At 56.4% G+C, this 22,162-nt stretch carries 23 protein-coding genes; 16 read left to right on the top strand and 7 right to left on the bottom strand.

The window, feature by feature from the left end; all coding sequences use genetic code 11:
- The 13 genes from trpB (at window position 1) to M6D89_RS05970 (ending at window position 14,704) form a co-directional block, all read left to right on the top strand.
- Window positions 1-1,224, top strand: a complete 1,224-nt coding sequence (gene trpB / locus M6D89_RS06030) for a tryptophan synthase subunit beta (RefSeq protein WP_253967123.1) — start codon at window positions 1-3, stop codon at window positions 1,222-1,224.
- 21 nt (window positions 1,225-1,245) lie between these two features.
- A complete protein-coding gene (gene trpA / locus M6D89_RS06025) occupies window positions 1,246-2,043 on the top strand; it encodes a tryptophan synthase subunit alpha (protein ID WP_253967122.1) in 798 nt (265 codons plus the stop codon).
- A gap of 64 nt (window positions 2,044-2,107) precedes the next feature.
- Entirely contained in the window at window positions 2,108-2,974 is an 867-nt protein-coding gene (accD, locus tag M6D89_RS06020; protein WP_253967121.1) for an acetyl-CoA carboxylase, carboxyltransferase subunit beta, read from the top strand.
- Between the two features lie 6 nt (window positions 2,975-2,980).
- Window positions 2,981-4,237, top strand: a complete 1,257-nt coding sequence (gene folC / locus M6D89_RS06015) for a bifunctional tetrahydrofolate synthase/dihydrofolate synthase (protein ID WP_253967120.1) — start codon at window positions 2,981-2,983, stop codon at window positions 4,235-4,237.
- On the top strand, window positions 4,238-4,858 hold the full coding sequence (locus tag M6D89_RS06010) for an SPOR domain-containing protein (RefSeq protein WP_253967119.1): 621 nt from the start codon (window positions 4,238-4,240) through the stop codon (window positions 4,856-4,858).
- A 96-nt stretch (window positions 4,859-4,954) separates the two neighbouring features.
- Window positions 4,955-5,455 carry a CvpA family protein gene (locus M6D89_RS06005; protein WP_253967118.1) on the top strand — a complete coding sequence of 167 codons (501 nt, stop codon included), beginning with the start codon at window positions 4,955-4,957 and terminating at the stop codon, window positions 5,453-5,455.
- Window positions 5,456-5,491: 36 nt separating this feature from the next.
- Complete coding sequence (gene purF, locus M6D89_RS06000) at window positions 5,492-7,033, top strand: amidophosphoribosyltransferase (protein ID WP_253967117.1); 1,542 nt, start codon at window positions 5,492-5,494, stop codon at window positions 7,031-7,033.
- 11 nt (window positions 7,034-7,044) lie between these two features.
- Complete coding sequence (locus M6D89_RS05995; protein ID WP_253967116.1) at window positions 7,045-8,247, top strand: O-succinylhomoserine sulfhydrylase; 1,203 nt, start codon at window positions 7,045-7,047, stop codon at window positions 8,245-8,247.
- A gap of 2 nt (window positions 8,248-8,249) precedes the next feature.
- On the top strand, window positions 8,250-9,167 hold the full coding sequence (locus tag M6D89_RS05990) for an AAA family ATPase (protein WP_253967115.1): 918 nt from the start codon (window positions 8,250-8,252) through the stop codon (window positions 9,165-9,167).
- Between the two features lie 136 nt (window positions 9,168-9,303).
- Window positions 9,304-10,113, top strand: a complete 810-nt coding sequence (locus tag M6D89_RS05985; protein WP_253967114.1) for a hypothetical protein — start codon at window positions 9,304-9,306, stop codon at window positions 10,111-10,113.
- A gap of 46 nt (window positions 10,114-10,159) precedes the next feature.
- Window positions 10,160-11,131: a DUF58 domain-containing protein gene (locus M6D89_RS05980; RefSeq protein WP_253967113.1), complete on the top strand. Its 972-nt coding sequence runs from the start codon at window positions 10,160-10,162 to the stop codon at window positions 11,129-11,131.
- On the top strand, window positions 11,121-13,109 hold the full coding sequence (locus tag M6D89_RS05975; RefSeq protein ID WP_253967112.1) for a transglutaminase TgpA family protein: 1,989 nt from the start codon (window positions 11,121-11,123) through the stop codon (window positions 13,107-13,109). The genes M6D89_RS05980 and M6D89_RS05975 overlap by 11 nt, the downstream gene beginning before the upstream one ends.
- A gap of 290 nt (window positions 13,110-13,399) precedes the next feature.
- A complete protein-coding gene (locus M6D89_RS05970; RefSeq protein WP_253967111.1) occupies window positions 13,400-14,704 on the top strand; it encodes an ammonium transporter in 1,305 nt (434 codons plus the stop codon).
- Between the two features lie 75 nt (window positions 14,705-14,779).
- Here M6D89_RS05970 and M6D89_RS05965 read toward each other — a convergent pair whose 3' ends face one another.
- The 7 genes from M6D89_RS05965 to M6D89_RS05935 form a co-directional block, all read right to left on the bottom strand.
- The gene (locus M6D89_RS05965; protein WP_253967110.1) at window positions 14,780-15,556 is read right to left on the bottom strand and encodes a TrmH family RNA methyltransferase; all 777 of its coding nucleotides are present in this window, start codon (window positions 15,554-15,556) and stop codon (window positions 14,780-14,782) included.
- Window positions 15,557-15,595: 39 nt separating this feature from the next.
- On the bottom strand, window positions 15,596-16,012 hold the full coding sequence (locus M6D89_RS05960; RefSeq protein ID WP_253967109.1) for a CBS domain-containing protein: 417 nt from the start codon (window positions 16,010-16,012) through the stop codon (window positions 15,596-15,598).
- Between the two features lie 314 nt (window positions 16,013-16,326).
- Window positions 16,327-17,085, bottom strand: a complete 759-nt coding sequence (locus tag M6D89_RS05955; RefSeq protein WP_253967108.1) for a pyridoxine 5'-phosphate synthase — start codon at window positions 17,083-17,085, stop codon at window positions 16,327-16,329.
- Window positions 17,082-17,702, bottom strand: a complete 621-nt coding sequence (locus tag M6D89_RS05950) for a peptidylprolyl isomerase (protein ID WP_253967107.1) — start codon at window positions 17,700-17,702, stop codon at window positions 17,082-17,084. Before M6D89_RS05950 ends, M6D89_RS05955 begins: the two co-directional genes overlap by 4 nt.
- A gap of 5 nt (window positions 17,703-17,707) precedes the next feature.
- Entirely contained in the window at window positions 17,708-18,412 is a 705-nt protein-coding gene (locus M6D89_RS05945) for a TIGR04211 family SH3 domain-containing protein (RefSeq protein ID WP_253967106.1), read from the bottom strand.
- Between the two features lie 99 nt (window positions 18,413-18,511).
- Complete coding sequence (locus tag M6D89_RS05940) at window positions 18,512-18,811, bottom strand: YciI family protein (protein WP_253967105.1); 300 nt, start codon at window positions 18,809-18,811, stop codon at window positions 18,512-18,514.
- A 54-nt stretch (window positions 18,812-18,865) separates the two neighbouring features.
- Window positions 18,866-19,612, bottom strand: a complete 747-nt coding sequence (locus M6D89_RS05935) for a VC0807 family protein (protein ID WP_253967104.1) — start codon at window positions 19,610-19,612, stop codon at window positions 18,866-18,868.
- Window positions 19,613-19,684: 72 nt separating this feature from the next.
- Here M6D89_RS05935 and M6D89_RS05930 point away from each other — a divergent pair, with 72 nt between their 5' ends.
- The 3 genes from M6D89_RS05930 (at window position 19,685) to M6D89_RS05920 (ending at window position 22,151) form a co-directional block, all read left to right on the top strand.
- Window positions 19,685-20,533 (top strand): PHP domain-containing protein, encoded by an 849-nt coding sequence (locus M6D89_RS05930; protein ID WP_253967103.1) that lies wholly within the window; start codon window positions 19,685-19,687, stop codon window positions 20,531-20,533.
- 69 nt (window positions 20,534-20,602) lie between these two features.
- Window positions 20,603-21,229, top strand: a complete 627-nt coding sequence (locus tag M6D89_RS05925) for an L-threonylcarbamoyladenylate synthase (RefSeq protein WP_253967102.1) — start codon at window positions 20,603-20,605, stop codon at window positions 21,227-21,229.
- Window positions 21,230-21,296: 67 nt separating this feature from the next.
- Window positions 21,297-22,151: a segregation and condensation protein A gene (locus M6D89_RS05920; RefSeq protein WP_253967101.1), complete on the top strand. Its 855-nt coding sequence runs from the start codon at window positions 21,297-21,299 to the stop codon at window positions 22,149-22,151.
- Window positions 22,152-22,162: the final 11 nt, after the last annotated feature.

Below are 22,162 nucleotides of genomic sequence, written 5' to 3'. Positions count from 1 at the left end.
GTGAACGATACAAGCAAGCAGAAAGTTGATTACAGTGCCTTTCCCGACAAAAGCGGTCACTTTGGAATTTTCGGGGGACGTTTTGTTTCTGAAACTCTGATTTACGCGCTCGAAGAGCTGCAGAGTATTTACGACGGGTTGAAAGATAACGCTGAATTTCAGGCCGAATTCGATAAAGATTTGGCCCACTATGTCGGCCGCCCCTCGCCGCTGTACCATGCCGAGCGCTGGAGCCGCGAGCTTGGAGGCGCGCAGATTTACCTCAAGCGCGAAGACCTTAATCACACCGGTGCCCACAAGGTGAATAACACCATTGGTCAGGCGCTGCTGGCAAAAATGACCGGCAAGAGCCGCGTGATTGCCGAAACTGGCGCGGGCCAACACGGGGTTGCGACGGCGACCGTGGCCGCACGTTTGGGGCTTAAGTGCCAGGTTTACATGGGCGCTGAGGATGTGCGTCGTCAGGCGCTTAACGTCTACCGCATGAAGTTACTGGGTGCCGAGGTGATTCCCGTAGAGTCGGGCTCCAAAACCCTTAAAGACGCCATGAACGAGGCGCTGCGCGACTGGTCCACCAATGTGGACGATACCTTTTATATTATCGGCACTGTCGCTGGTCCACATCCGTACCCGCAGTTGGTTCGCGATTTTCAAGCGGTGATCGGCCGCGAAGCGCGCGCCCAGTGTCTGGAAATGACCGGCAAACTGCCCGACGCCCTGGTGGCTTGTGTGGGCGGTGGCTCCAATGCGATCGGCCTGTTTCACCCCTTCCTGGAAGACGAGTCGGTGGCCATGTACGGTGTTGAGGCCGGTGGCGACGGGGTGGAGACCGGACGCCATGCCGCACCGCTCAATGACGGTATTCCCGGCGTATTGCACGGTAACCGCACCTACCTGATGGAAGACGAAAACGGTCAGATTATCGAAACCCACTCGGTTTCAGCGGGGCTGGATTATCCGGGGGTAGGGCCTGAGCACGCCTGGTTAAAAGACATCGGCCGGGTCAATTATGTCGCCATCAACGACGATGAAGCTCTGAACGCGTTTCGTAAAACCACCCGCACCGAGGGCATTATGCCGGCCCTGGAAAGCAGCCATGCGCTGGCTTACGCGGAAAAGCTGGCGCCGACCATGGACAAGGATCAGATTATTATCGTCAACCTGTCCGGTCGCGGTGACAAAGATATTCTTACGGTGGCCGATCTCGACGGCATTACCGTGTAAGCCCAATTTGGAAATGAATGAATGAGTCGTATTAGTCAGCAGTTTGCACAATTAAAAACCGACGGCCGCAAAGCCCTGGTTGCCTATATCGTCAACGGTGACCCGGTGCGCGAAGTAACCCTGCCCACCATGCATAAAATGGTGGAAGAGGGCGTTGATGTGATTGAGCTGGGTGTGCCGTTTTCCGATCCGATGGCCGAGGGCCCGGTGATTCAAAAGGGCCACGAGCGCGCCCTAGAGCATCACGTCAGCCTTACCGACAGCTTGGCGCTGGTCGCCGAATTTCGCCAAACCAATCAGCACACTCCGGTGCTGTTGATGGGCTACGCCAACCCGGTGGAGCGCATGGGTTACGCAAACTTTGCCGCGAAAGCCGCCGAGGCGGGCGTCGACGGTTTGCTGACCGTCGATCTGCCCTTGGAAGAGGTGGAGAGTCTAAATCGCGAACTGTCCTCTCACGATATCGATAATATATTTTTGCTGGCGCCCACCACCCGGGTCGAGCGCGCGCGTAAAATCGCCGAGCACGCCAGCGGATTTTTATACTATGTTTCGTTGAAGGGCGTGACCGGTGCCGGACACTTGGATGTAGAGTCCGTGCAGGCCAAACTGGAAGAGTTCGGCGCCTTGACCGATTTACCCATGTGCGTCGGCTTTGGTATTAAAGACGCCGCCAGTGCCGTGAAGGTCGCGCGGCTTGCCGATGGTGTTGTGGTGGGCAGCGTACTGGTTGAGGCCATGGGGCAGGGCAGCGAGCAAGCTCCCGAGCGCGTGGGCGCCATAGTGCGCGATATCCGTCAGGCGTTGGATCAAATTTAAGGCGTTAATTTGCAGACCCTGCATCCAGGGTCACTGAGCCGCAGGTAACTGAGAGAGAAGAGTAATGAGTTGGCTTGAGAAACTGGTTCCCAGTGTAGTGCGTGCAGAGGGCAAAAAAGGTACCAGCAAGGTACCCGAAGGCCTGTGGAAGAAGTGTGTGAAATGCTCGGCAGTCTTGTATCGGCCTGAGCTGGAGCGTAATTTGGATGTCTGCCCTAAGTGCGATCACCATATGCGCATCGGCGCGCGCCGGCGTTTGGATATTTTCTTGGACGAAGACGCACGCCAGGAGATCGGCGCCGATGTCGAGCCCATCGATCGGTTGAAGTTTAAAGACGTTAAAAAATATAAGGATCGCCTGAGCACAGCCCAGAAGTCCACCGGCGAAAAAGATGCCTTGGTGGCGATGCGTGGCGAGTTGCACGGAATGCCCGTGGTGGCCGTTGCCTTCGAGTTCGCCTTTCACGGCGGTTCCATGGGCTATGTCGTGGGCGAGCGTTTTACTCGCGCCGCTCAAGTCGCGTTGGAAGAAGATATTCCGTTGGTGTGTTTCCCCGCTACCGGCGGTGCCCGCATGCAAGAGGCCCTGATTTCGCTGATGCAAATGGCGAAAACCTCGGCGGTGATCGAGCGTTTGAAGGCCCAGGGCACCCCTTACTTTTCCATCATGACCGATCCGGTTTACGGTGGTGTGTCGGCGTCATTAGCCCTGTTGGGCGATATTAACGCCGCCGAGCCCGGCGCCCGGGCAGGTTTTGCCGGTCCGGCTATTATCGAGCAGACTATTCGCCAAAAGCTGCCCAAGGGTTTTCAGCGGGCTGAGTTTTTGTTGGAGCATGGTGCGATCGATATGATTATCCACCGCAATGATATGCGTAACACCGTTGCGCGTTTGATTGCCAAGTTTACCCGCCGCCCCGAAGTTTGCTAACTGACGGTGCCGGCGCGTAGTTTAGACCAGTGGCTCGCCTGGTTAGAGCGGGCCCATCCCACCGAAATAGACCTGGGGCTTGAGCGCATAGCGCGCGTCTACCAAGCCCTGGCGCTGCCCCGCCCGCCCAGGGTGTTAACTGTAGCGGGCACCAATGGTAAAGGTTCATGTGTCGCTTTCGCCGCTGCCATCTTGCAAGATGCCGGATTGAAAGTGGGCAGTTACACCTCGCCACATTTACATCATTATTGCGAGCGTGTGCGCATTAATGCCGAGCCTGTGAGCGATGCGGCTATGTGTCGCGCCTTTACCGCAGTTGATCAGGCCCGGGGCGATACCTCACTCACTTACTTTGAGTTCGGAACCCTGGCGGCCCTGTGGCTATTTGCCGAGGCGCGGGTGGATGTCGCGGTGCTCGAGGTAGGCCTCGGTGGGCGTCTGGACGCGGTCAATATTATCGATCCCGATGTGGCGGTGATAACCAGTATTGCCATAGATCACGAGGCCTGGCTCGGCAGTGATCGGAATGTTATTGCCCTGGAAAAAGCGGGTATTGCGCGCCCGGGTATTCCCTTGGTGTGTGCCGACCGTCAGCCGCCGGAAAGTTTGGCCCCTTTTTTAGTCGACTTGGGCGCTCAGCCAGTTTGGCTTGGCAGCGATTTCTCGATGGTGTCCAAGGGGCAAGCCTGGCACTTTAAGACTGGCTCGCTTACGGTAGACTTTCCCGCGCTGGCCTTGCCCGCCGACAGTGTGGCAGCGGCCATTGTGGCGTGCGAAAAGCTGGGTGTTTCTGTGACCGCGAAAGCCCTGCAACAGTGTGCGGCGCAAATTCAGCTTCCCGGTCGTATGCAGGCGCTGGAGATTGCAGGCGCTCGGGTTATTGTGGATGTGGCCCATAACCCGGCGGCTGCCGAGCATTTAGTGGATCGCTTACCCTTGCCCGAGGGCGCTCAGGTGCACTGGGTGATCGCCATGATGGCGGATAAAGATATCGCCGCTACCTTACAGCCTTTACAGGCTGTACCCGGTCGCTGGTATTTGGGCGAGTTAGAGAATATCGCGCGAGCCGCTTCGCCTCAAACCTTGGGCGCGCACTTGGCAGAGTTCGGGGTGAGTGATTGTTATATGGCGCCGGTGTCTCAGTGCCTGGATAAAGCCCTCGAAAGCGTGGCGCCCGGCGATATTATCGTGGTACTTGGGTCTTTCTTTACCGTGGCCGCGGCTTTGCAGCACTTATCGCCTAACGATGCGGGGATAGAGTAAGTGAACGACGGATTAAAACAGCGGTTAATTGGCGCCCTGGTGTTAGTGGGCTTGGCAATGATCTTTTTACCCGGCTTTTTTAAAGAGCAGCAATTGCATCAGGTGGATACCCGCAGTCAGATTCCGCCGCGCCCCGATACCGCGCCTGTGGTGATTAACACGCCCCGGCCTGTGGCCAGTGCCGAGTTGCTGCCCGATCCGGACAAGCTGTTTATTCCCGATAGCGAGCAGCCGCTATTGGACGCGGAACAAACCCAGAGCTCTTCGTTCGCGGCATCCAGTGTTGCGCAGGCGTCAAGCTCTACACCGTCATCGGCCGCCTCGTCATCCGTAACCAGTCAACCTGAATCAAGTCCAGCAGACTCTGAAGGGCTCGCCAATTTGGACGCCTGGGTGGTGCAGGTCGCCAGTCTGCGCTCGGCTGAATCGGCCCAGCAGTTGCGTAAAAAGCTGCAGGATAAGGGGTATAAAGCCTATGTGCGGCTGGCAAAAACCTCTCAGGGCGAGGTGAGCCGGGTGTTTATCGGCCCCAAGGTGGACAAAGGGCTGGCGGAGGCCGTTAAGACTGAAATTGACCCGGCTTTTAAGGTGAACTCTCTTGTGCTTAAGTTTAAGCCTTAGGCCCTGGGTATTTTAGGGTATGCCCAGCGGTTTCGCTCTGGTAAAATTTGCGCCTTCTTTGGGCCTGTTCACACAAACCACCGGAGCCTCCCGCGCATGAATTGGGCAGACTGGACCATTATTGCCATACTGTCTGTATCCTGCTTAATCAGTATTAAGCGCGGTTTTATCAAAGAAGCTCTGTCGCTGGTGGTCTGGATTGCCGCGTTTATTATCGCCATGGTGTTTGGCGATCGCATGGCAACCCTGTTGACGAATTTAATCGATACTCCCTCACTGCGTGCCATAGCAGCTTTTACGATTCTGTTTGCCGCGACCCTGGTGGTCGGAGCGATGGTGAATTATTTGATTGGCGAGCTGGTTCGCATGACGGGCTTGTCCGGCACCGATCGGTTATTCGGTATGGTCTTTGGCTTGGTGCGCGGTGCGATTTTGGTGATGGCTTTAGTGATTCTATTGCCATCGATTATCCCGGTTCATGAAGACCAGTGGTGGACTGAGTCGGTGATTATTCCCCGGTTTTTGGTGTTTGAAAGCTGGGCGCGCGCCACCACGTCCGAAATCAGTACCTGGGTGATGTCCCTGTTTACTGATTGATTTTTTCTTTTCAGCGTTAACAAAGGTAAGACAATTATGTGCGGTATCGTTGGCATAGTGGGTAAACGAGATGTGAATACCCAGCTGTATGATGCACTGACCATCCTTCAGCATCGCGGACAGGATGCCGCCGGTATTGTCACCTGTCAGGGCGGCAAAATGGCTCAGCAAAAGGCCAATGGCCTGGTGCGCGATGTGTTTCGCACCCGCCATATGCAGCGCCTGCTGGGTAATGTGGGTATTGGCCATGTGCGCTACCCCACGGCGGGCAGTTCGGGGCCGGCACTGGCGCAGCCGTTTTACGTGAACTCGCCCTACGGCATTGCCCTGGCGCACAACGGCAATCTGGTAAACGCCGACACCCTGAGTGAAGAGCTGTTTAAAACCGATTTGCGCCACGTTAATACCGACTCGGACTCCGAGGTTTTGTTGAATGTTTTCGCGCACGAGCTGCAACTGCAAGGCAAACTGGTCCCCAACGAAGAAGACATTTTTGCGGCGGTCGAAGGCGTACACAAACGCGTGAGCGGCGGCTACGCGGTGGTGGCTTTGATCGCCCGTTACGGCATTGTCGCCTTTCGCGATCCCAACGGGATTCGCCCGCTGGTGTACGGCAAACGCACCACCGAAGACGGCGACGAGTATATGGTCGCCTCTGAGAGCGTCGCGCTGAACGTGTTGGGTTTTGAGCTTATCGGCGATGTGGCCCCCGGCGAGGCCATCTACATCACCTTTGACGGCAAGATGCATCGTAAACAGTGTGCGCAAAACACGCGTTTAACGCCCTGTATTTTCGAGCATGTGTATTTCGCCCGGCCCGATTCCATTATGGACGGCGTGTCTGTGTATAAGGCGCGCTTGCGTCAGGGTGAAAAGCTGGCCGAACAAATTCTGCGCGAGCGCCCCAATCACGACATCGATGTGGTCATTCCGATTCCCGATAGCTCGCGCGTGGCGGGGCAGGCGTTGGCCTATCAAATCGGGGTTAAATTCCGCGAGGGTTTAATCAAAAACCGCTATATTGGTCGCACCTTTATTATGCCGGGCCAGCAAATGCGCAAAAAATCCGTGCGCCAAAAGCTAAACCCCATTGATTTGGAGTTTCGCGGCAAAAACGTTTTGTTGGTGGATGATTCCATTGTGCGCGGTACCACTTGTCAGCAGATTATCCAGATGGCTCGCGAAGCCGGCGCCGCGAAAGTGTATTTTGCCTCGGCCGCGCCCGCCGTCACCTATCCCAATGTGTACGGCATTGATATGCCCTCGACCAAAGAGCTTATCGCCCACGGGCGCAGCCACGACGAAGTGTGTGAAGAGATTGGCGCCGACTGGTTGATCTACCAGGAGCTGGACGATTTGGTCGCTGCCTCGGCCGAGGGTAGCAGCGGTGTCAACGAATTTGACTGTGCGGTGTTTGACGGTAAGTATATTACCGGCGATGTGGATCAGGCTTACCTGGATGCGCTGGAAGCCAGCCGTCACGCCGGCAAGGTAAAAAAGAAAAAAGAACTGCGAGCCAAAGAGGAAGAAAGCCCCATCGGTTTGCATAACGATGGCGAAGACTTGCACATTCATTAACGGAATTGGCAATGAGTGATTTGACAGATTCGAACAACCCCCTGGCAGAGGCGGGAATAGATACCCTGGCGGTGCGCGCGGGACAAAGTCGCAGCGCCGAGGGCGAGCACAGCGAGGCGCTGTTTTTAACCTCGAGCTATGTGTTTGCCAATGCCGCCGAAGCGGCGGCGCGTTTTAGCGGCGACAGCCCGGGTAATGTTTACTCGCGCTATACCAATCCCACGGTGCGCACACTGGAAGAGCGTATTGCCGCGCTCGAGGGTGTGGAAAGCGCCGTGGCAACGGCCTCGGGTATGTCGGCTATATTGTCCACCTGCATGGCGTTTTTGCAGGCCGGTGATCATATTGTCTGCTCGCGCAGTGTGTTCGGTACCACCACGGTACTGTTTACCAAGTACATGGAGCGGTTCGGAGTTAGCACAACCTTTGTAAACCCCACAGACTTTGATGACTGGGAAGCGGCCTTTACTCCCCAGACGAAATTGGTGTTTGTGGAAACTCCGTCCAACCCGTTGTGCGATGTGGTGGACTTACAGCGCCTGGCGGACTTAACCCACGCCCACAAAGCACTGTTTGTGGTGGACAATTGTTTCTGCACCCCGGCGCTGCAAAAGCCCGCTCAATTCGGGGCGGACTTGATTATTCACTCGGCCACTAAATATATCGATGGTCAGGGTCGCTGTCTGGGTGGCCTGGTGGCCGGACCGACAGTCTTAGTAGACGAAGTGCTAGGCTTTATTCGCAGTGCCGGCCCTACCATGAGCGCCTTTAACGCCTGGGTGTTTTTGAAAGGCCTGGAAACCCTGCGTCTGCGTATGGATGCTCACAGCGCCAATGCGCAACAGTTGGCCGAGTGGCTGCAAAACCATCGCGCGGTAGAAAAGGTTTATTACGCGGGCCTGCCGGATCATCCCGGGCACGCCCTGGCGGCCAAACAGCAACGTGGCTTTGGCGGGGTTTTGTCTTTTACTGTTAGTGGCGGGCGCGAAAGTGCTTGGCAGGTAATCGACGCGACCCGGTTTTTATCCTTAACCGCCAACCTGGGCGATGCCAAAACCACTATCGTTCATCCAGCGACCACCACTCACGGGCGTTTAAGTGATGAGCAGCGCGAGCAGGCGGGCATTAGCCAGGGGTTGATTCGCATCGCGGTGGGCTTGGAGGATGTCGATGACATCAAAGCCGACTTGGCCCGCGGGTTAGATTCTCTCTGATTATGCGAGATACGATTGCAGCAGCGGTGCGCGAGGTTTCCCGGGTTTTACTGGGAAAAGACGAGCAAATTAAGCTGGCGTTAACCTGCCTGCTGGCCGACGGCCATCTGCTGATTGAAGACTTACCCGGTATGGGTAAAACCACCTTGGCCCATGCCCTGGCCAAGGTGGCGGGTTTGCAGTATCAGCGGGTGCAATTTACCAGCGATATGCTGCCCGCCGATATTATCGGCGTGTCGGTGTTCGATTCGGCCGCTCAGGGTTTTACTTTTCATCCGGGGCCGGTGTTTGCACAGGTCTTATTAGCGGACGAAATTAATCGCACGACCCCCAAAACTCAAAGTGCGTTGCTTGAGGCTATGGAAGAGCAGCAGGTCACGGTCGACAGTACCACCCACGCCTTGCCGGAACCCTTTTTTGTGATTGCCACGCAAAATCCGCAATCGCAAATGGGCACCTTTCCGCTGCCCGAGTCGCAGCTCGATCGTTTCTTAATGCGTTTAAGCCTGGGCTACCCGGACGCCGCCGCCGAGCGGGAGCTGTTTAAAGGCGGTGATTCGCGGCGCCATATTGCCGATTTGCAAACCCTGTTAACACCTGACAGCTTGCGAGATATAAAGTCGCAGATATCCGCTGTTACGACTTCCGATTCTTTAATTGCCTATTTACAGCGGTTAGTTCATGCCACCCGGCAGGATAATCGCTTCAGTCATGGTTTGTCGCCACGTGGCGCGCTGGCCTTATTGCACGCCGCCAAAGCCTGGGCCTATATGCAGGGCCGCGATTTTGTGATTCCCGAAGATCTGCAGCAAGTCTTACCGTCGGTGGTTACCCACCGTGTGGTGGCGGCCGGGGTCGGTAGTGCGGGGGATACCCTGATTGACGAGCTGCTGCAAAGTGTCCCGGTGTTACCCTCCTGATCGGCGTATTTCTCGACATTTTCCTTTAATTAGACTATACCCCTATAAACGCTACGAGTTTTCTGTAAAAGAACGATAGCGGCGAAGTCCTGACGGAATGACCCGGTGGGGCCTCGCGTCTACCATGGGGTGGGTTATGACGGCGACTTTTTTTGGCCAATACTTGCAGATAAAAGGCGTGGTGAGCGCCGACCAGCTCCACCAGGCTTTGCAGTATCAGGCGCGTCATAATCAGTCGCTGGGGCAGCTGGCACAAAAACAAGGGTTGCTTAACGCTGAGCAGTGCCAGCAGCTTAATATGCAGCAGCGTTCTGCGGATATTTTCTTTGGTCAGCTGGCCACGCACCTCGGATGGCTGCATGAGTCTCAGGTAGACAAGTTGTTGGCAGAGCAGCGAGAGGCCCACGTTAACCTGGGGCAGGCGCTGTTGGATACCGGTGCCCTGAGCGAACCTCAGCTGCATACCACCCTGGCCGATTACCATTACTGGCGCAATCGGCAAATGCGTGAGTGCAGCCAGCGTGTGGCTGAAAGTGTATTCGCTGTGCAAGTGGGCGGGTTTACCGATATTCTCGAGCGTCAGCTGGCGCGCTCGTTGGGTGTGGTGGCACACACCGATTACGTTATGAGCCGGCGACCCCGGGTCTTGCCTCAGTGGTGTTGGCAGTTAGCGGACGAGCAGGGCCGGGCGCTGGTGGCGATAGAGCCTGCGCCTTCGCTACTGTTGGCATTTGAGTCGCAACAAAACACGCGCCTGGGGTGCGGCCATTTATACCCCGAAGATTTCTTTGATCAGCTTATGCAGCAGCTTGCTGAGGAGCTGAGCGGTCAGTGCAGTATTATAGAGCCGGAAACAAGCCGCCTGTGCGGCCCGGCGCAGGAGAGTCTGTGCGTGGGCTACTCGGTTCAGGGCGATCCTTTGCAGGTGTATTTTTGCGCGGCCTAGTGATAGGCTGCAGCAGTCTCAATGGTCTCGGTAAGCGACTTCCCCGGTGTTCCTGGCAATCAAACAACAGTGTAAAAGCTATTTTTGGCGTCTGGCCGAGCGACGCTCGCCCCGCGCCGAAGCCGTGGTTTTGCGGCATCGCTCTATTTACGTCTTACCCAGCAAGGCCGGGCTCGGCTATATGTTGGCCGGGCTGTTGGTTTGGCTCTTGGGCACCAACTATCAAAATAATTTAATTCTCGCGGCCAGCTTTCTACTCTTTGCGCTTTTCGTTGTTTCGGTTTTGCATGCGTTTGGTAATTTGTCTGGGTTGCAGTTGCGCGCCCTTAAGGCAGAGCCGGGCTTTGTGGGGGAGACTTTAGAGTTTCCCGTCGAGCTGATCTCATCGCGCAGTGTTTTTCACCTGTTGCTACAGCCTGTCAGGGGCCCGGTGTTGCGTTGCGATCTCGGCCGTGATCAGGCCAATGTTGTTAAAATACCCTTGGCGGCCCAGCGTCGCGGCTGGCTTAAGCCCGATCGCCTACTGCTAAAAAGTTACTTTCCTTTGGGCATTACCCGGGTCTGGTCCTGGGTTTACTTGGAGGGAAAAGTACTGGTCTACCCCGAGCCCCGTCCCGCGCAATTCGCGCCGCAATACGGCGCCGACAGTAGCGGTGATCAGGGCGATCGGGTGCGCGCCGACGATGATTTTATGGGGTTTGTGCGCTATCAGCCCGGCGCTTCTCTGGCCCAGGTGGCGTGGAAGCTCTACGCCCGTGGGGCGGGCCTGCATTTAAAGCAGTTTGGCGCCCAGCAGCGTCAGAGCCAATGGCTGGATTATCACGCGCTGCTGGGAGACGTGGAGACCCGGCTGTCCGGCCTGTGTTTTCTCGCGCTCGAATGGCACGCGGCCGAGATTGACTATGGGTTAATTTTGCCGGGTACACGCCTTGAGCCCGCTGGTGGCGATCAGCACCTGCAGCGTGTGCTGAGTGAGCTGGCGCTTTTTAACCCCGCGGAGGTGGGCCGTGAAGTCTAGAAGGACTATCGCGCGGCGCAGTCTCATCTGGTTGTTAATAGCCCAGCTAATGGTGCTGGCGCCACTGGCACTGCATATTCCCCTCTGGCTGAGTGTGACCGCGCTGCTGGTGATTGCCTGGCGCTGGTGGCTCGAGCGCGGGCGCGGCCGGTTTCCGGGGCCCTGGTGGCGATCCGCGCTTGCCATAGCGGTAACGGCAATGCTGTATGTCAGTGTGGGCGGCAGCTTCGCTATGGAAACCATGGTTTCACTTTTAGTGGCGGGGTTTGTTCTTAAGCTGACCGAGCTGCGGCGCGAGGGCGATGTTTATTTACTGTGTTTCTTGGCCTATTTTGTCGCCGCCACCCAGCTGTTATTTTTCACTCAGTTTCTGGGGTCTGTATACAGCCTGTTGTGTTTTTGTGCGATCACCGGCACCTTGCTGGTTAACCAGATGGCGGGTGCTCGCAGCCCGGCTTCGCCAAGCCCTTGGCGCACTTTGGCGGGGCTGTTATTTCAGGCGCTGCCGATAATGCTGGTGCTGTTTCTGGCGCTGCCGCGTTTGGGCTCGCTGTGGACTGTGCCGCTCAATAGCACGGCCGGGACCACCGGTGTCAGTGACAGCATGTCCCCCGGCGATATTGCCGATTTAATGCAATCCGATGAGCTGGCGTTTCGGGTGACGTTTGCCGCCGATATCCCTCCCGCGCACGAGCGCTACTGGCGCGCCCTGGTACTGGACGAGTTTGACGGGCGGCGTTGGAGCCAAAGTGATTTCCACGATGTGGGCAATGGCCGCGCGAGCGTTTGGCGCCGCAGCGACCAAGCCTTAACGGAGCTGGCGCGGCCGATGAGCTACGAGATTATGCTCGAGCCGACCGGCGAGAACTGGCTTTATGCCCTGGCTGTGCCGCAAACTGACGCATCGGGCGTGGATCTGAGTCGCGGCTACACCCTGTTTCAGCGCAAACCCATCAGCCAGCGCAAGCAATATAGCGTGATCTCGCAACTTTTCTATCGCGCTCAGGGCTCGGGTTTGGATGAGCGCGAAAAGCGTGCAGCTTTACAGTTACCCGACACGGGCAACCTGCAAACCCGCGAGCGCGCCCGGCAATGGGCCGAGCAAGAGCCAGGTTCCCAGGCTTTGATAAATCGGTTTTTGCGTCTTGTGCAAAGTCGTTTTCGCTATACCTTGCAGCCCCCGCTGTTGGGAGACGATAGTGTGGATGAATTTTTGTGGCAGACGCGGGCCGGCTTCTGCGAGCACTTTGCCAGTAGCTTTGTTTTTTTTATGCGCGCTGCCGGCGTGCCTGCTCGGGTCGTGGTGGGTTATCAGGGCGGGCAGGTGAACCCCCACGAAGGGTATCTGACCGTGCGCCAACTCGATGCTCACGCCTGGGCCGAGGTTTGGATGGAGGGTGTCGGCTGGCAGCGAGTCGACCCTACCGCCGCGGTGGCACCTGAGCGAATCGATCGCGGGGTGGAGTACTCACTGGACGATTCGGATGCCCAGTTGTTGGCCAACGCCATGGGAAGACGCTTTGCCGCCTGGGGCAACCTGCAGCTGCAGTGGGATGCTTTTAACTACCGCTGGCACCGGTGGGTGATGGGGTATGACAATCAGGCTCAGCAGGATTTCTTAAGACGGCTGTTGGGCGCCAGCAGCCCCTGGCGAGTGACGCTCGCGTTGATTGTCGCCATTGGCACTGTGGCCGCCCTAATTGTGGGGTGGTTGTTTTGGCGCACACGCGAGCCAGTCGCGCCCTCGGTAAAGATTTATCGGCGTTTATGCCGCAAGCTCGACGCCGCCGGTGTGACTCGGTGGCACGGCGAGACCCCCAGCGATTTTGCGGCCCGAGTGGGGCAGCTACGTCCCGAGTGGGCGGAGGATATGAACTCAGTAACCCATCTTTTTCTACGCAGCTACTACGCCGAGGATGACGCTGCATTCGAGGCGCTCAAGCACAAAGCGCGGGCCTTGCTCCGCCGTATTGGTTAGTAGGCCGTTTTCCTTTTTTCTTTATTCAATCTTGGTGCAACACTGCTTTCTTGTGCATCTATGTGGTGCGTAAATGAAGCCTGTGCACTCGTCTGGTGCTTGCTGCTGTACGGTTTCTGTGCGAAAACACCTTAAGTGGCTGATAATACGCAATATTTATAGTGGGCATAATAAGTGCATAAAGTGTCTCAGTGCGCCTTAATAAGGCGCCTCTTAAATTTCGCTATATTGAGAGGATTTTAAAGGCCCTTAAGTGGTGCATTTGAAATCCCGTGAGTTGAGGAGAGAAGATGAAAATAACAAAATCCAGGGCCCTGGCGTTGCTTTGGGCCCCGGCAGCGCTGTTGCTGGCCCCTGCGGCGCTCGCCGATGCCAATGGCGCTAATACCGCCTGGATTCTTACCGCCACGGCACTGGTGCTGTTTATGACATTGCCGGGCTTGTCTCTGTTTTACGGCGGCCTGGTGCGCAGTAAAAATATTCTCTCGGTATTAATGCAGTGCTTTGCCATTGCCTGCATTGCCTCACTGCTGTGGATGATTGTGGGCTACAGCCTGAGCTTTGGTGAGGGTAATGCCTGGATTGGCGATTTTAGCCATGTAATGCTTGCCGGAATTGGTAAAGAAACCCTGTCCGGGGATATTCCCGAGGCGCTTTTTGCGCTCTTTCAGATGACCTTTGCGATAATCACCCCAGCGCTGATTGTGGGCGCTTTTGCCGAGCGCATGAAGTTTTCATCCATGCTGATTTTCTCCTCCCTGTGGCTGCTTGCCGTGTATGTGCCGGTATGCCACTGGGTGTGGGGCGGCGGTTTCTTGGGACAGTGGGGGCTTCTGGATTTCGCCGGGGGCACAGTGGTGCATATTACCGCCGGGGTGGCCGCTCTGGTCGCGGCTCTGGTGTTGGGACAGCGCGATGGTTTTCAGAGTGTTCCCATGCCTCCGCACAATATGACCATGACCGTCACTGGGGCGGGTATGCTCTGGGTGGGCTGGTTTGGCTTTAACGGCGGTAGTGCGCTCACCGCCAGTGGCGACGCCGCTATGGCTATGCTGGTGACTCACATCTCTGCGGCCGCCGGTTCGCTGGCCTGGATGAGCATCGAGTGGATTAAATTCCGTAAACCCAGTGTTCTGGGTATTGTGACCGGTATGGTGGCGGGGCTTGGCACCATTACCCCCGCATCGGGCTTTGTCGGTCCGGGAGGCGCCTTGGTGATTGGCTTGCTGGCCGGGGTAGTTTGCTTTTTCATGACCCAGGCGATCAAGCGCGTGTGGCACATTGACGATTCACTGGATGTATTTCCGGTGCACGGCGTGGGCGGCATTTTAGGGACGTTACTGGCCGGGGTGTTCGCCTCGCCGAATCTGGGTGTGTTTAGTGGTCACGGTTTTGCCGATGCTGTGAGCGGCATGGGCGCGCAGGTGTGGGTACAGTTTTTGGGTGTTGTGATTACCTTCGTCTATACCGGCGTCATTACCTATGTGCTGCTTAAGCTGACCGGTGTTCTGACCTCGGGCTTGCGGGTGACCCGCGAAGAAGAGCTGATTGGTCTGGACATTACCATGCACGAAGAGGAAGGTTACAAGCTGTAATCTTGAGTAGGGTTTAACGATGCTATTAAAGCCCGCTTCGGCGGGCTTTTTTGTGGTCGCTGTAATTTGTGGTAACTATAAGGCGTTACGAAACGCAATGAGCGCGGCGGTGACCGCGACATTCAACGATTCCACCCCATTATTCATGGGAATTTTGACCCGCGCCTGACAAAGCCGGTTGACCCCATCGCTGACCCCGTGGGTTTCGTTGCCGAGTACAAAGACATTCTTACCGGGCGCGCACTCGCTCAGCGTCTGCTGGCTGTGAGAGGAGAGTCCGGTAATACAGTACCCCACTTTATTGAGCTGCTCCAGAGCATTCTCCAGGCCGCCGTCCAGCCGAATAATCGGGGCGCGAAACACTGTGCCTGCGCTGGCTTTGATAACCAGAGGATCAATTTGCGCGCCGCCTTTGCCGGGTAAAAGTATGGCGCCAATCGAGCCTGCGCACGCGGAGCGAATAATCATGCCCAGGTTTTGCGGGTTGGTAATGCCATCCAGTGCCAGGATGTCGCCCGAGTCTTGGATGCCTTGCTCTAAAAACTCGCTTAGGGTGCGAAAGCGCGGACACAAAAGATCCACCGCGACGCCCTGATCTTGTTTGCTGTTTTTGGAAATGCGGGAGAGGGCGGCGCGATTATGGTGGCGAATTTCCGCGCCGTTGCGTTCGGCAATGGCGGTAATCTCATCCAGAATGGGGGCGCGCTTGTTGCTCTCGGCCAGATGCAGGCGGTGAATGTTAATGCCGGGAACCTGTAGAGCCTCAAGCACGGGTTTGCGCCCGTAAACGGTCAGCACCCGATCGTAAAACTGTTTTTTTGCCCGATAGGCATCACTGTCGCGCCGGTTCATAGGAATCTTCGTGAATCAATAAAGGCGCAAGAGCTTACGCTAGTTCACCCGCAGATAACAGTCCTCGTCATTGTCTAGCAGTGCGGCCAGGACATCGCGTCGGTTGATCATGCCCACCAGCTTGCCTTCGCTGATCACCGGGTAGTTTTTGGGTTTTTGGGTGATCATGGTTTGGGCGATTTCGACAATTGAATTGTCGGGGGCAAAGCTGATCACTTGGGTGCTCATAACAGTGGCCACCACCGGCGGATCTTCGCAGTAAAAAGCGCCCTGGAGAATTTCTTTAATACAATCCTGTTCGGAGATGAAACCGATGACCTCGCGGCGCTCGTTAATCACCGGGGCGCCAGTTTCTTTGGCGGCTAATAATTTGTGCACCACTTGCAGCAAGTTGGTGTTGCGGTCAAAGGTGACCGGGTTTTGTTGCATATAGTCGCGAACTAAAATGGAATGCATGGGTAATACTCCTTCTACAGCATTAGGGAACCTCTGATTAAGTCCTCAGCAGCCTCTGGCTTACAGAGCTTTTCGAGGTTAAGGCGGCGAGCCGATGGCGTGCTGACGGCCCGGTGAGGTGAGCCAACGCAGAGATCGGAAAGCTCTGCAAGCCCCGAAGGGCGCGGCCAAAACGTCCATCCGCTGTGTTGCACTTCTTGCCAAGGGCTATGGCCATTACCTGCGAAGCGCGCCTTGCGGAGTGAACGTTTTGGACTCGCGCAGAGGCCGCTGAGGACTTAATCAGAGGTTCCTTAGTTCCAGTGTAGTTCAAATTAAGCCGAACGCTGGCAAATCTGCAGGTAGCGGGTTACCGCTTGGGGCATGCCAAAGCGCAGGGCATCGACGGTTAGCGCATGGCCAATGGATACTTCGGCAATACCGGCGATGGAAAGGAAGTCAGGTAAGTTGTCCAGATTCAGGTCGTGCCCGGCATTTACCGCCAGGCCGATGCCGCGGGCGTAATCCGCCGCTTGGCGGTATTGCTCAAGGCAAGCCGAATGCTGGGCGCTAGGGTAGTTGAGCGCATAGGGGCCGGTATAAAGCTCGATGCGGGCTACGCCCAGTTCTCGTGCTAGTTTAATCTGTTCAATATCTGGGTCCATAAACAGACTCACTCTGACACCCAGTTGATGCAGCTGTTCGACAATGGGGGCCAGGCGCTCACTTTGGGTGGTCAGATCAAAGCCGTGGTCCGAGGTCAGTTGATCGTCACTGTCCGGCACCAGAGTGCATTGGTCTGGCTGTGTATCGGCGACCAATTGCATCAACCCTGGGTAGTCGCCCTGAGCGGCGGCAAAGGGGTTGCCCTCGATGTTAAATTCCGCGTCGGGGAAGCTCTTAACGACCTTAGCTAGGTCATAGACATCACCTGGGCGAATATGGCGTTGGTCCGGGCGTGGATGTACTGTAAGCCCCTGGGCTCCGCCCTCCAGGCTGATGTTGCCAAACTCGATCAGACTGGGGAAGTTGCCCTCGCGGGAATTGCGAATAAGGGCAACTTTATTCAGATTGACGCTTAATGCAGTGCTCACTCGGCAATCATCTCTTTGAGTTTTGAGGTGGGTTGAAATTCTTTCATATGGTCGCCGCGCTTAGATTCCAGAATACGCACCGCTGCATTGGGAGCATCGGGATAGGAGCGAAAAATGCCGCGCGGTTCGGCGACGATTTTCTCTACCACAGCCTCACCTTTAATTACTTTACCAAACACCGCGTAGCCGAGCTTTTCGGGGCTGCCGTCTAGGGACTCATTGTGCTTCAGGTTGATAAAAAACTGACTGGTGGCGCTGTCTACGGCGTTGGTGCGTGCCATGGACAGGGTCAGGTAGGTGTTTTTTAAACCATTGTCTGACTCATTTTTGATCGGCTCATTGGTTTCTTTGCGATTAAAATCAAAGGTAAAGCCGCCGCCTTGAACCACAAAGCCCGGAATAACCCGGTGAAAAATCGTACCGTCGTAGAAATCGCTGTCGACATACTGGAGAAAGTTAGCAACGGTAATGGGGGCCTGCTCTGGGTAGAGCTCAATCAGCATAGGGCCCAGATCGGTATTAAAAGTGACCAGGGAGTCCGAGTCGTCAGCGGCTGCTGTCACAGTGCCTAGGCTAAGAGCGATGGCGGCAAGCGCTTTAATAAAGATTTGCTTCATGGTGTTTATCCCCACTCAGAGCGGCGCTTGCGCCGACCCATGGATTGTAAAATTAAGGACAATATTATCCCGGTAATTAAAATGCCCGCGCCGAACAGCCATTCGCGATAGCGTTGGCCGGTTTGCAGGCGCTCGTTGTCCGCCTTTAAAACTTCGGCTCGGGTTTGCAGCAGCTGATAGTTTTCGTTTAATTCTTTATGGCGCTGATTCAACGTGATCGCATTGGCGGAAAGCTTTTTCAGGTTGGCGTATTCGCTTTGTACTTGCTGCAATTGGGTTTGCAAGTCCTCGACGGAGCCTTCCAGCCGAGCTTTGTCTTCACTGAGCTGGTCGTTGGTTTGCAGCAGTTGGCTCTGGTCGCCATCGAGCTGGCTCATTTTCTCTTCCAGGCGCGCCAGTTTAATGGCCGCTGTGGGTTCGTTTAGCAAGTACTGCGAGCGCAGCCAGCCTTCCTGACCTTCGGGGGTGCGCACCTGAGTCCATTCAACGCCGCTGTCGTCGGTGCCGGTTTGCAGCTGCTGCAGTTGGGTGCCGCTGACCAGGCCACGGTGAATAATGCGGTATTGACCACCCATGCCGCTTCGCAGTGGAACTCTCAGTTCGTCGGCAATGTAGAGTTGTTGCGCCGCGCTGTGCGCGGCGAAAACACAGCTCATGACGCAGAGCAACATTGCAAGCAGTGGGGTTGAGGTTCGGTTGCTGTTTATCACTAAAGTACCCTTAATATTGGTTGGTTGTATGGCGCGGCCGCTATTTTAACCAAAGTGACCGAGCTGCCCTGTCAACCGCGTCACGGCACGGGTTATAGCTTAAGGTAATACTTTCTTAAACGGTTTGACGACAACGTTTTGGTAGACGCCCGCGCTGACATAGGGATCGCTATCGGCCCATTGCTGCGCCTCGGCTAAAGAGTCGAACTCGGCCACGATCAGTGAGCCGGAAAACCCGGCATCACCCGGCTCATTGGCATCCACGGCGGGGTGGGGGCCGGCGAGAATCAGGCGTCCTTGATCGCGCAGCGCGTGCAGCCTGGCAATATGATCGGGCCGCGCCTGAGCGCGCAAGGGCAAACTGTTGGCAACATCTTCACTGATAACGGCGTAAAGCATATAACGATCCTAAAATTTTCTGCGTTCTGCGTTCTGCGTTCTGCGTTCTGCGTTCTATTGTGCGTTAATGACTTCTTCAAAATCCAGCTCAGTCAGCTGGCGAATACGGCGGAACAAGTACATCAGCGCTCCAGCCATCACAATGGTGGCGGGTAGAGCGATGACCGGGAAGCTCATGGCGGTCATTTTGCCAAGCTCGGCGTTAAAGGCTTCGGTGCCCGGCGGGCTGACCAGTAACCATTTGGCCAACACGTAATTGAGAAACGACGAAAGAAAAAAAGATCCCGCCACCAGAAACGAGGCATTGTTAAGAGCGCGGTTAAACGCCTCGGTCGCGTCGTGTTGCTCAAGGCGCTGGGCAATCAGCTCGGTTTTAAGGACCTTGTCGTTGTATAAAAAGGTGCGCACCAATGGAAAGCGTGTTTTCATCGAAACGAGGGTCGCCAGTCCAATCAATCCGGGTATGGCGGCCTCTTTAATCGCGATATACTGCGGGTCCAGCTCCAGCAGGCTGATACCGCCGGTGAGCAAAATGCTGACGGCCCCCAGCGCGGAAAAGCCATTGAATTCCCGCCGCACCAGAAAATCCTTAAGGCCATATACCAGCGGAAAGGCCAGCGCCACCACCAGCGCCATGCGTGTGCCCAGGTGCTCATCGCCGCTTAACTTACTCAAAATAAGGGTGGGAATAATGATGTTGATCAGCAGGTTAACCCACAGGCTTTCGCGCTTTTGCGGTGCGGCTTGTGTTTTTTCGGTCGCGGTGTTGGTGCGGGTTTGTTCAGTTGGCGGTTGAGTCATGGTGGGTACGACGTAAAGTTTGAATGAAGCGGCGTAAAGCGCCGAATTATACGGTAAAAAGAGAGTCATTGCGTGGCATTAATCGAGCGAAAGGTGGATTTACACATGCACAGCCGCTGCTCCGACGGCAGTTTGGAGCCCCACGAGCTGGTCCAGCGCGCCCACGAGCAGCAGGTTCAGCTGCTGGCGCTGACCGATCACGACACCACCGCCGGCCTGCAAGAGGCTCGGAATACGGCCGCTGCTTTGGGGGTCGACTTTATTGAGGGGATAGAGCTGTCCGCCTGCTGGGGCAAGCTTGGGGTGCATATTGTGGGGCTGGGGTTTGATCCGGCGCACCCGGCTATGATTGAGATTGTCGCCGATCAGCAGAGAAGGCGCCGCGAGCGCAACGAGCAGATTGCCGCGCGCCTGGCCAAGCTCGGGGTGGCCGATGCCTATGCCCGTGCCTGCGCACTGGCGGGGGCGGAACCCGGCCGCCCACATTTTGCGGCGCTGATGGTTGAGGACGGCAAGGTGCCCGATGTGGGGCGCGCCTTTAAAAAGTACCTGGGCAGCGGCAAAGGCTGTGATGTGAAGCAAGTATGGCCCGATATCGGTGTCGTTATTCGGGCCATTAACGCAAGCGGCGGTGCAGCGGTGCTGGCACACCCGGCCAAATATAAATTAACCCGCACTAAGTTGCGCGCGCTGGTGAGCGATTTTAGCGCCGCAGGCGGCGAGGCCATAGAAGTGGTCAGCGGCATGCAGCCGGCGGGGGTGGCCGAAAACCTCGCGACAATCGCCGCCGAATTCGAGTTGCAGGTCTCGGTGGGCAGTGATTTTCATAAGCCCGGTATGCCCTGGCAGGAGCTGGGTTGTGTGACCCATTTGCCCGCCGGGGTAGCACCTCTGTGGCATCGATGGACAGAGTGTTTGTAACCTGAGCGGGCGGCTCCTATAATGGCGTTTTCCGGCCGCGAGGCCCCATAGCCTGCAAAGGATGTTAACGTGGCACAATTCTTTCAGATTCACCCCGAAAACCCGCAACCACGCCTCATTTCTCAGGCGGTGGATATTATCCGTCGCGGCGGCATTATTGCCTATCCGACCGACTCGGCCTATGCATTGGGTTGCCATATCGGCGACAAGATGGCGCTGGATCGCATCCGTTTGATGCGCCGGTTGGATAAAAATCATAATTTCACCCTGATGTGTCGCGATCTGTCGGAAATTGCGACCTACGCGCGGGTGGATAACCAGGTTTTTCGGCTGTTAAAAGCCCACACCCCGGGGCCGTACACCTTTATCCTCGAGGGGACGTCCGAGGTGCCCAGGCGTCTGCGCCACCCCAAGCGTAAAACCATTGGTCTGCGGGTGCCGGATAATAAGATCGCGCTAGCGCTTCTGGAAGAGCTGAATGAGCCGCTGATGAGCAGTACGTTGTTACTGCCCGACGATGAGTTTCCGCTGACCGATCCCTACGATATCCGCGATACCCTGGAACACCAGGTCGAGCTGGTGATCGACGGTGGTTTCTGCGGCCTCGAGCCCACCACCGTGGTCGGCCTGACTGACGATGCTCCCGAGCTGATTCGTCAGGGCAAGGGCGATTTTTCGGCGCTCTTGGCGAACTGATCCGTGGTCTACTCTTCGATGTTCGGCTGCGATTACTCTTTGCACGGGTCTGCCGAGGAGGGCGTTTATGAGCGTTGAGTCGACCGAGGCGGATAGGGTGGACCCGCAGGAGCCTGCCGCGCAGCCTGACGCCCGCCCCGAGCAGGGGGAAATGCCCTTTGCCATGGTTTATGGCCAGGCTTATACCGAGTTACCCAAAGATCTATACATTCCGCCGGACGCACTCGAGGTCTTCCTGGAGGCTTTTGAGGGGCCGCTGGATTTGCTGCTATACCTCATTCGTCGGCAAAATCTGGATATTCTGGAAATCGACGTCTCGGAAATCACCAGCCAGTACATGGCTTATGTCGAGCTGATGGACGCGGCCCACTTTGAACTGGCCGCTGAGTATCTCGTGATGGCGGCGATGTTGGCGGAAATTAAATCCCGCATGCTGCTGCCGCGCACCGTCGAGGAAGAAGAGGAGGGCGAAGACCCACGCGCCTCGTTGATACGCCGCTTGCAGGAGTACGAGCGCTTTAAGCTGGCCGCCGAAGATATCGACGAGCTGCCAAGGGTGGGGCGCGATGTCTTTCAGGCGAGCGCCGAGGCGCCCGACCGCAACCTTACCCGGCCCGATCCCGAGGTGGAGCTGCAGGAGCTATTGCTGGCGTTGTCCGAGGTGCTGCGCCGCGCCGATATGTTTGAAAGCCACCATGTGGAAATGGAGCGTCTGTCCACCCGCGAGCGTATGGCTCAGGTGTTAGACGGTTTGGCGGGCAAAAATTTTGTGCCTTTTGTCAGTCTGTTTAAGGTCGATGAGGGGCGTCTTGGGGTCGTGGTAACGTTTCTCGCGGTTATGGAGCTGATCAAAGAGTCGCTGGTGGAGATTGTGCAAAGCGAGTCTTTTGGTCCTATCCACGTCAAGGCAAAAACTCAGTAACGAATCATGGC

Origin of the sequence: Gilvimarinus xylanilyticus, from assembly GCF_024195295.1 — a bacterium.
GTDB classification, from domain to species: Bacteria; Pseudomonadota; Gammaproteobacteria; order Pseudomonadales; family Cellvibrionaceae; genus Gilvimarinus; species Gilvimarinus xylanilyticus.
The sequence above is the reverse complement of the archived record's forward strand: the minus strand, read 5'-3'. Positions and strand labels throughout refer to the sequence as shown.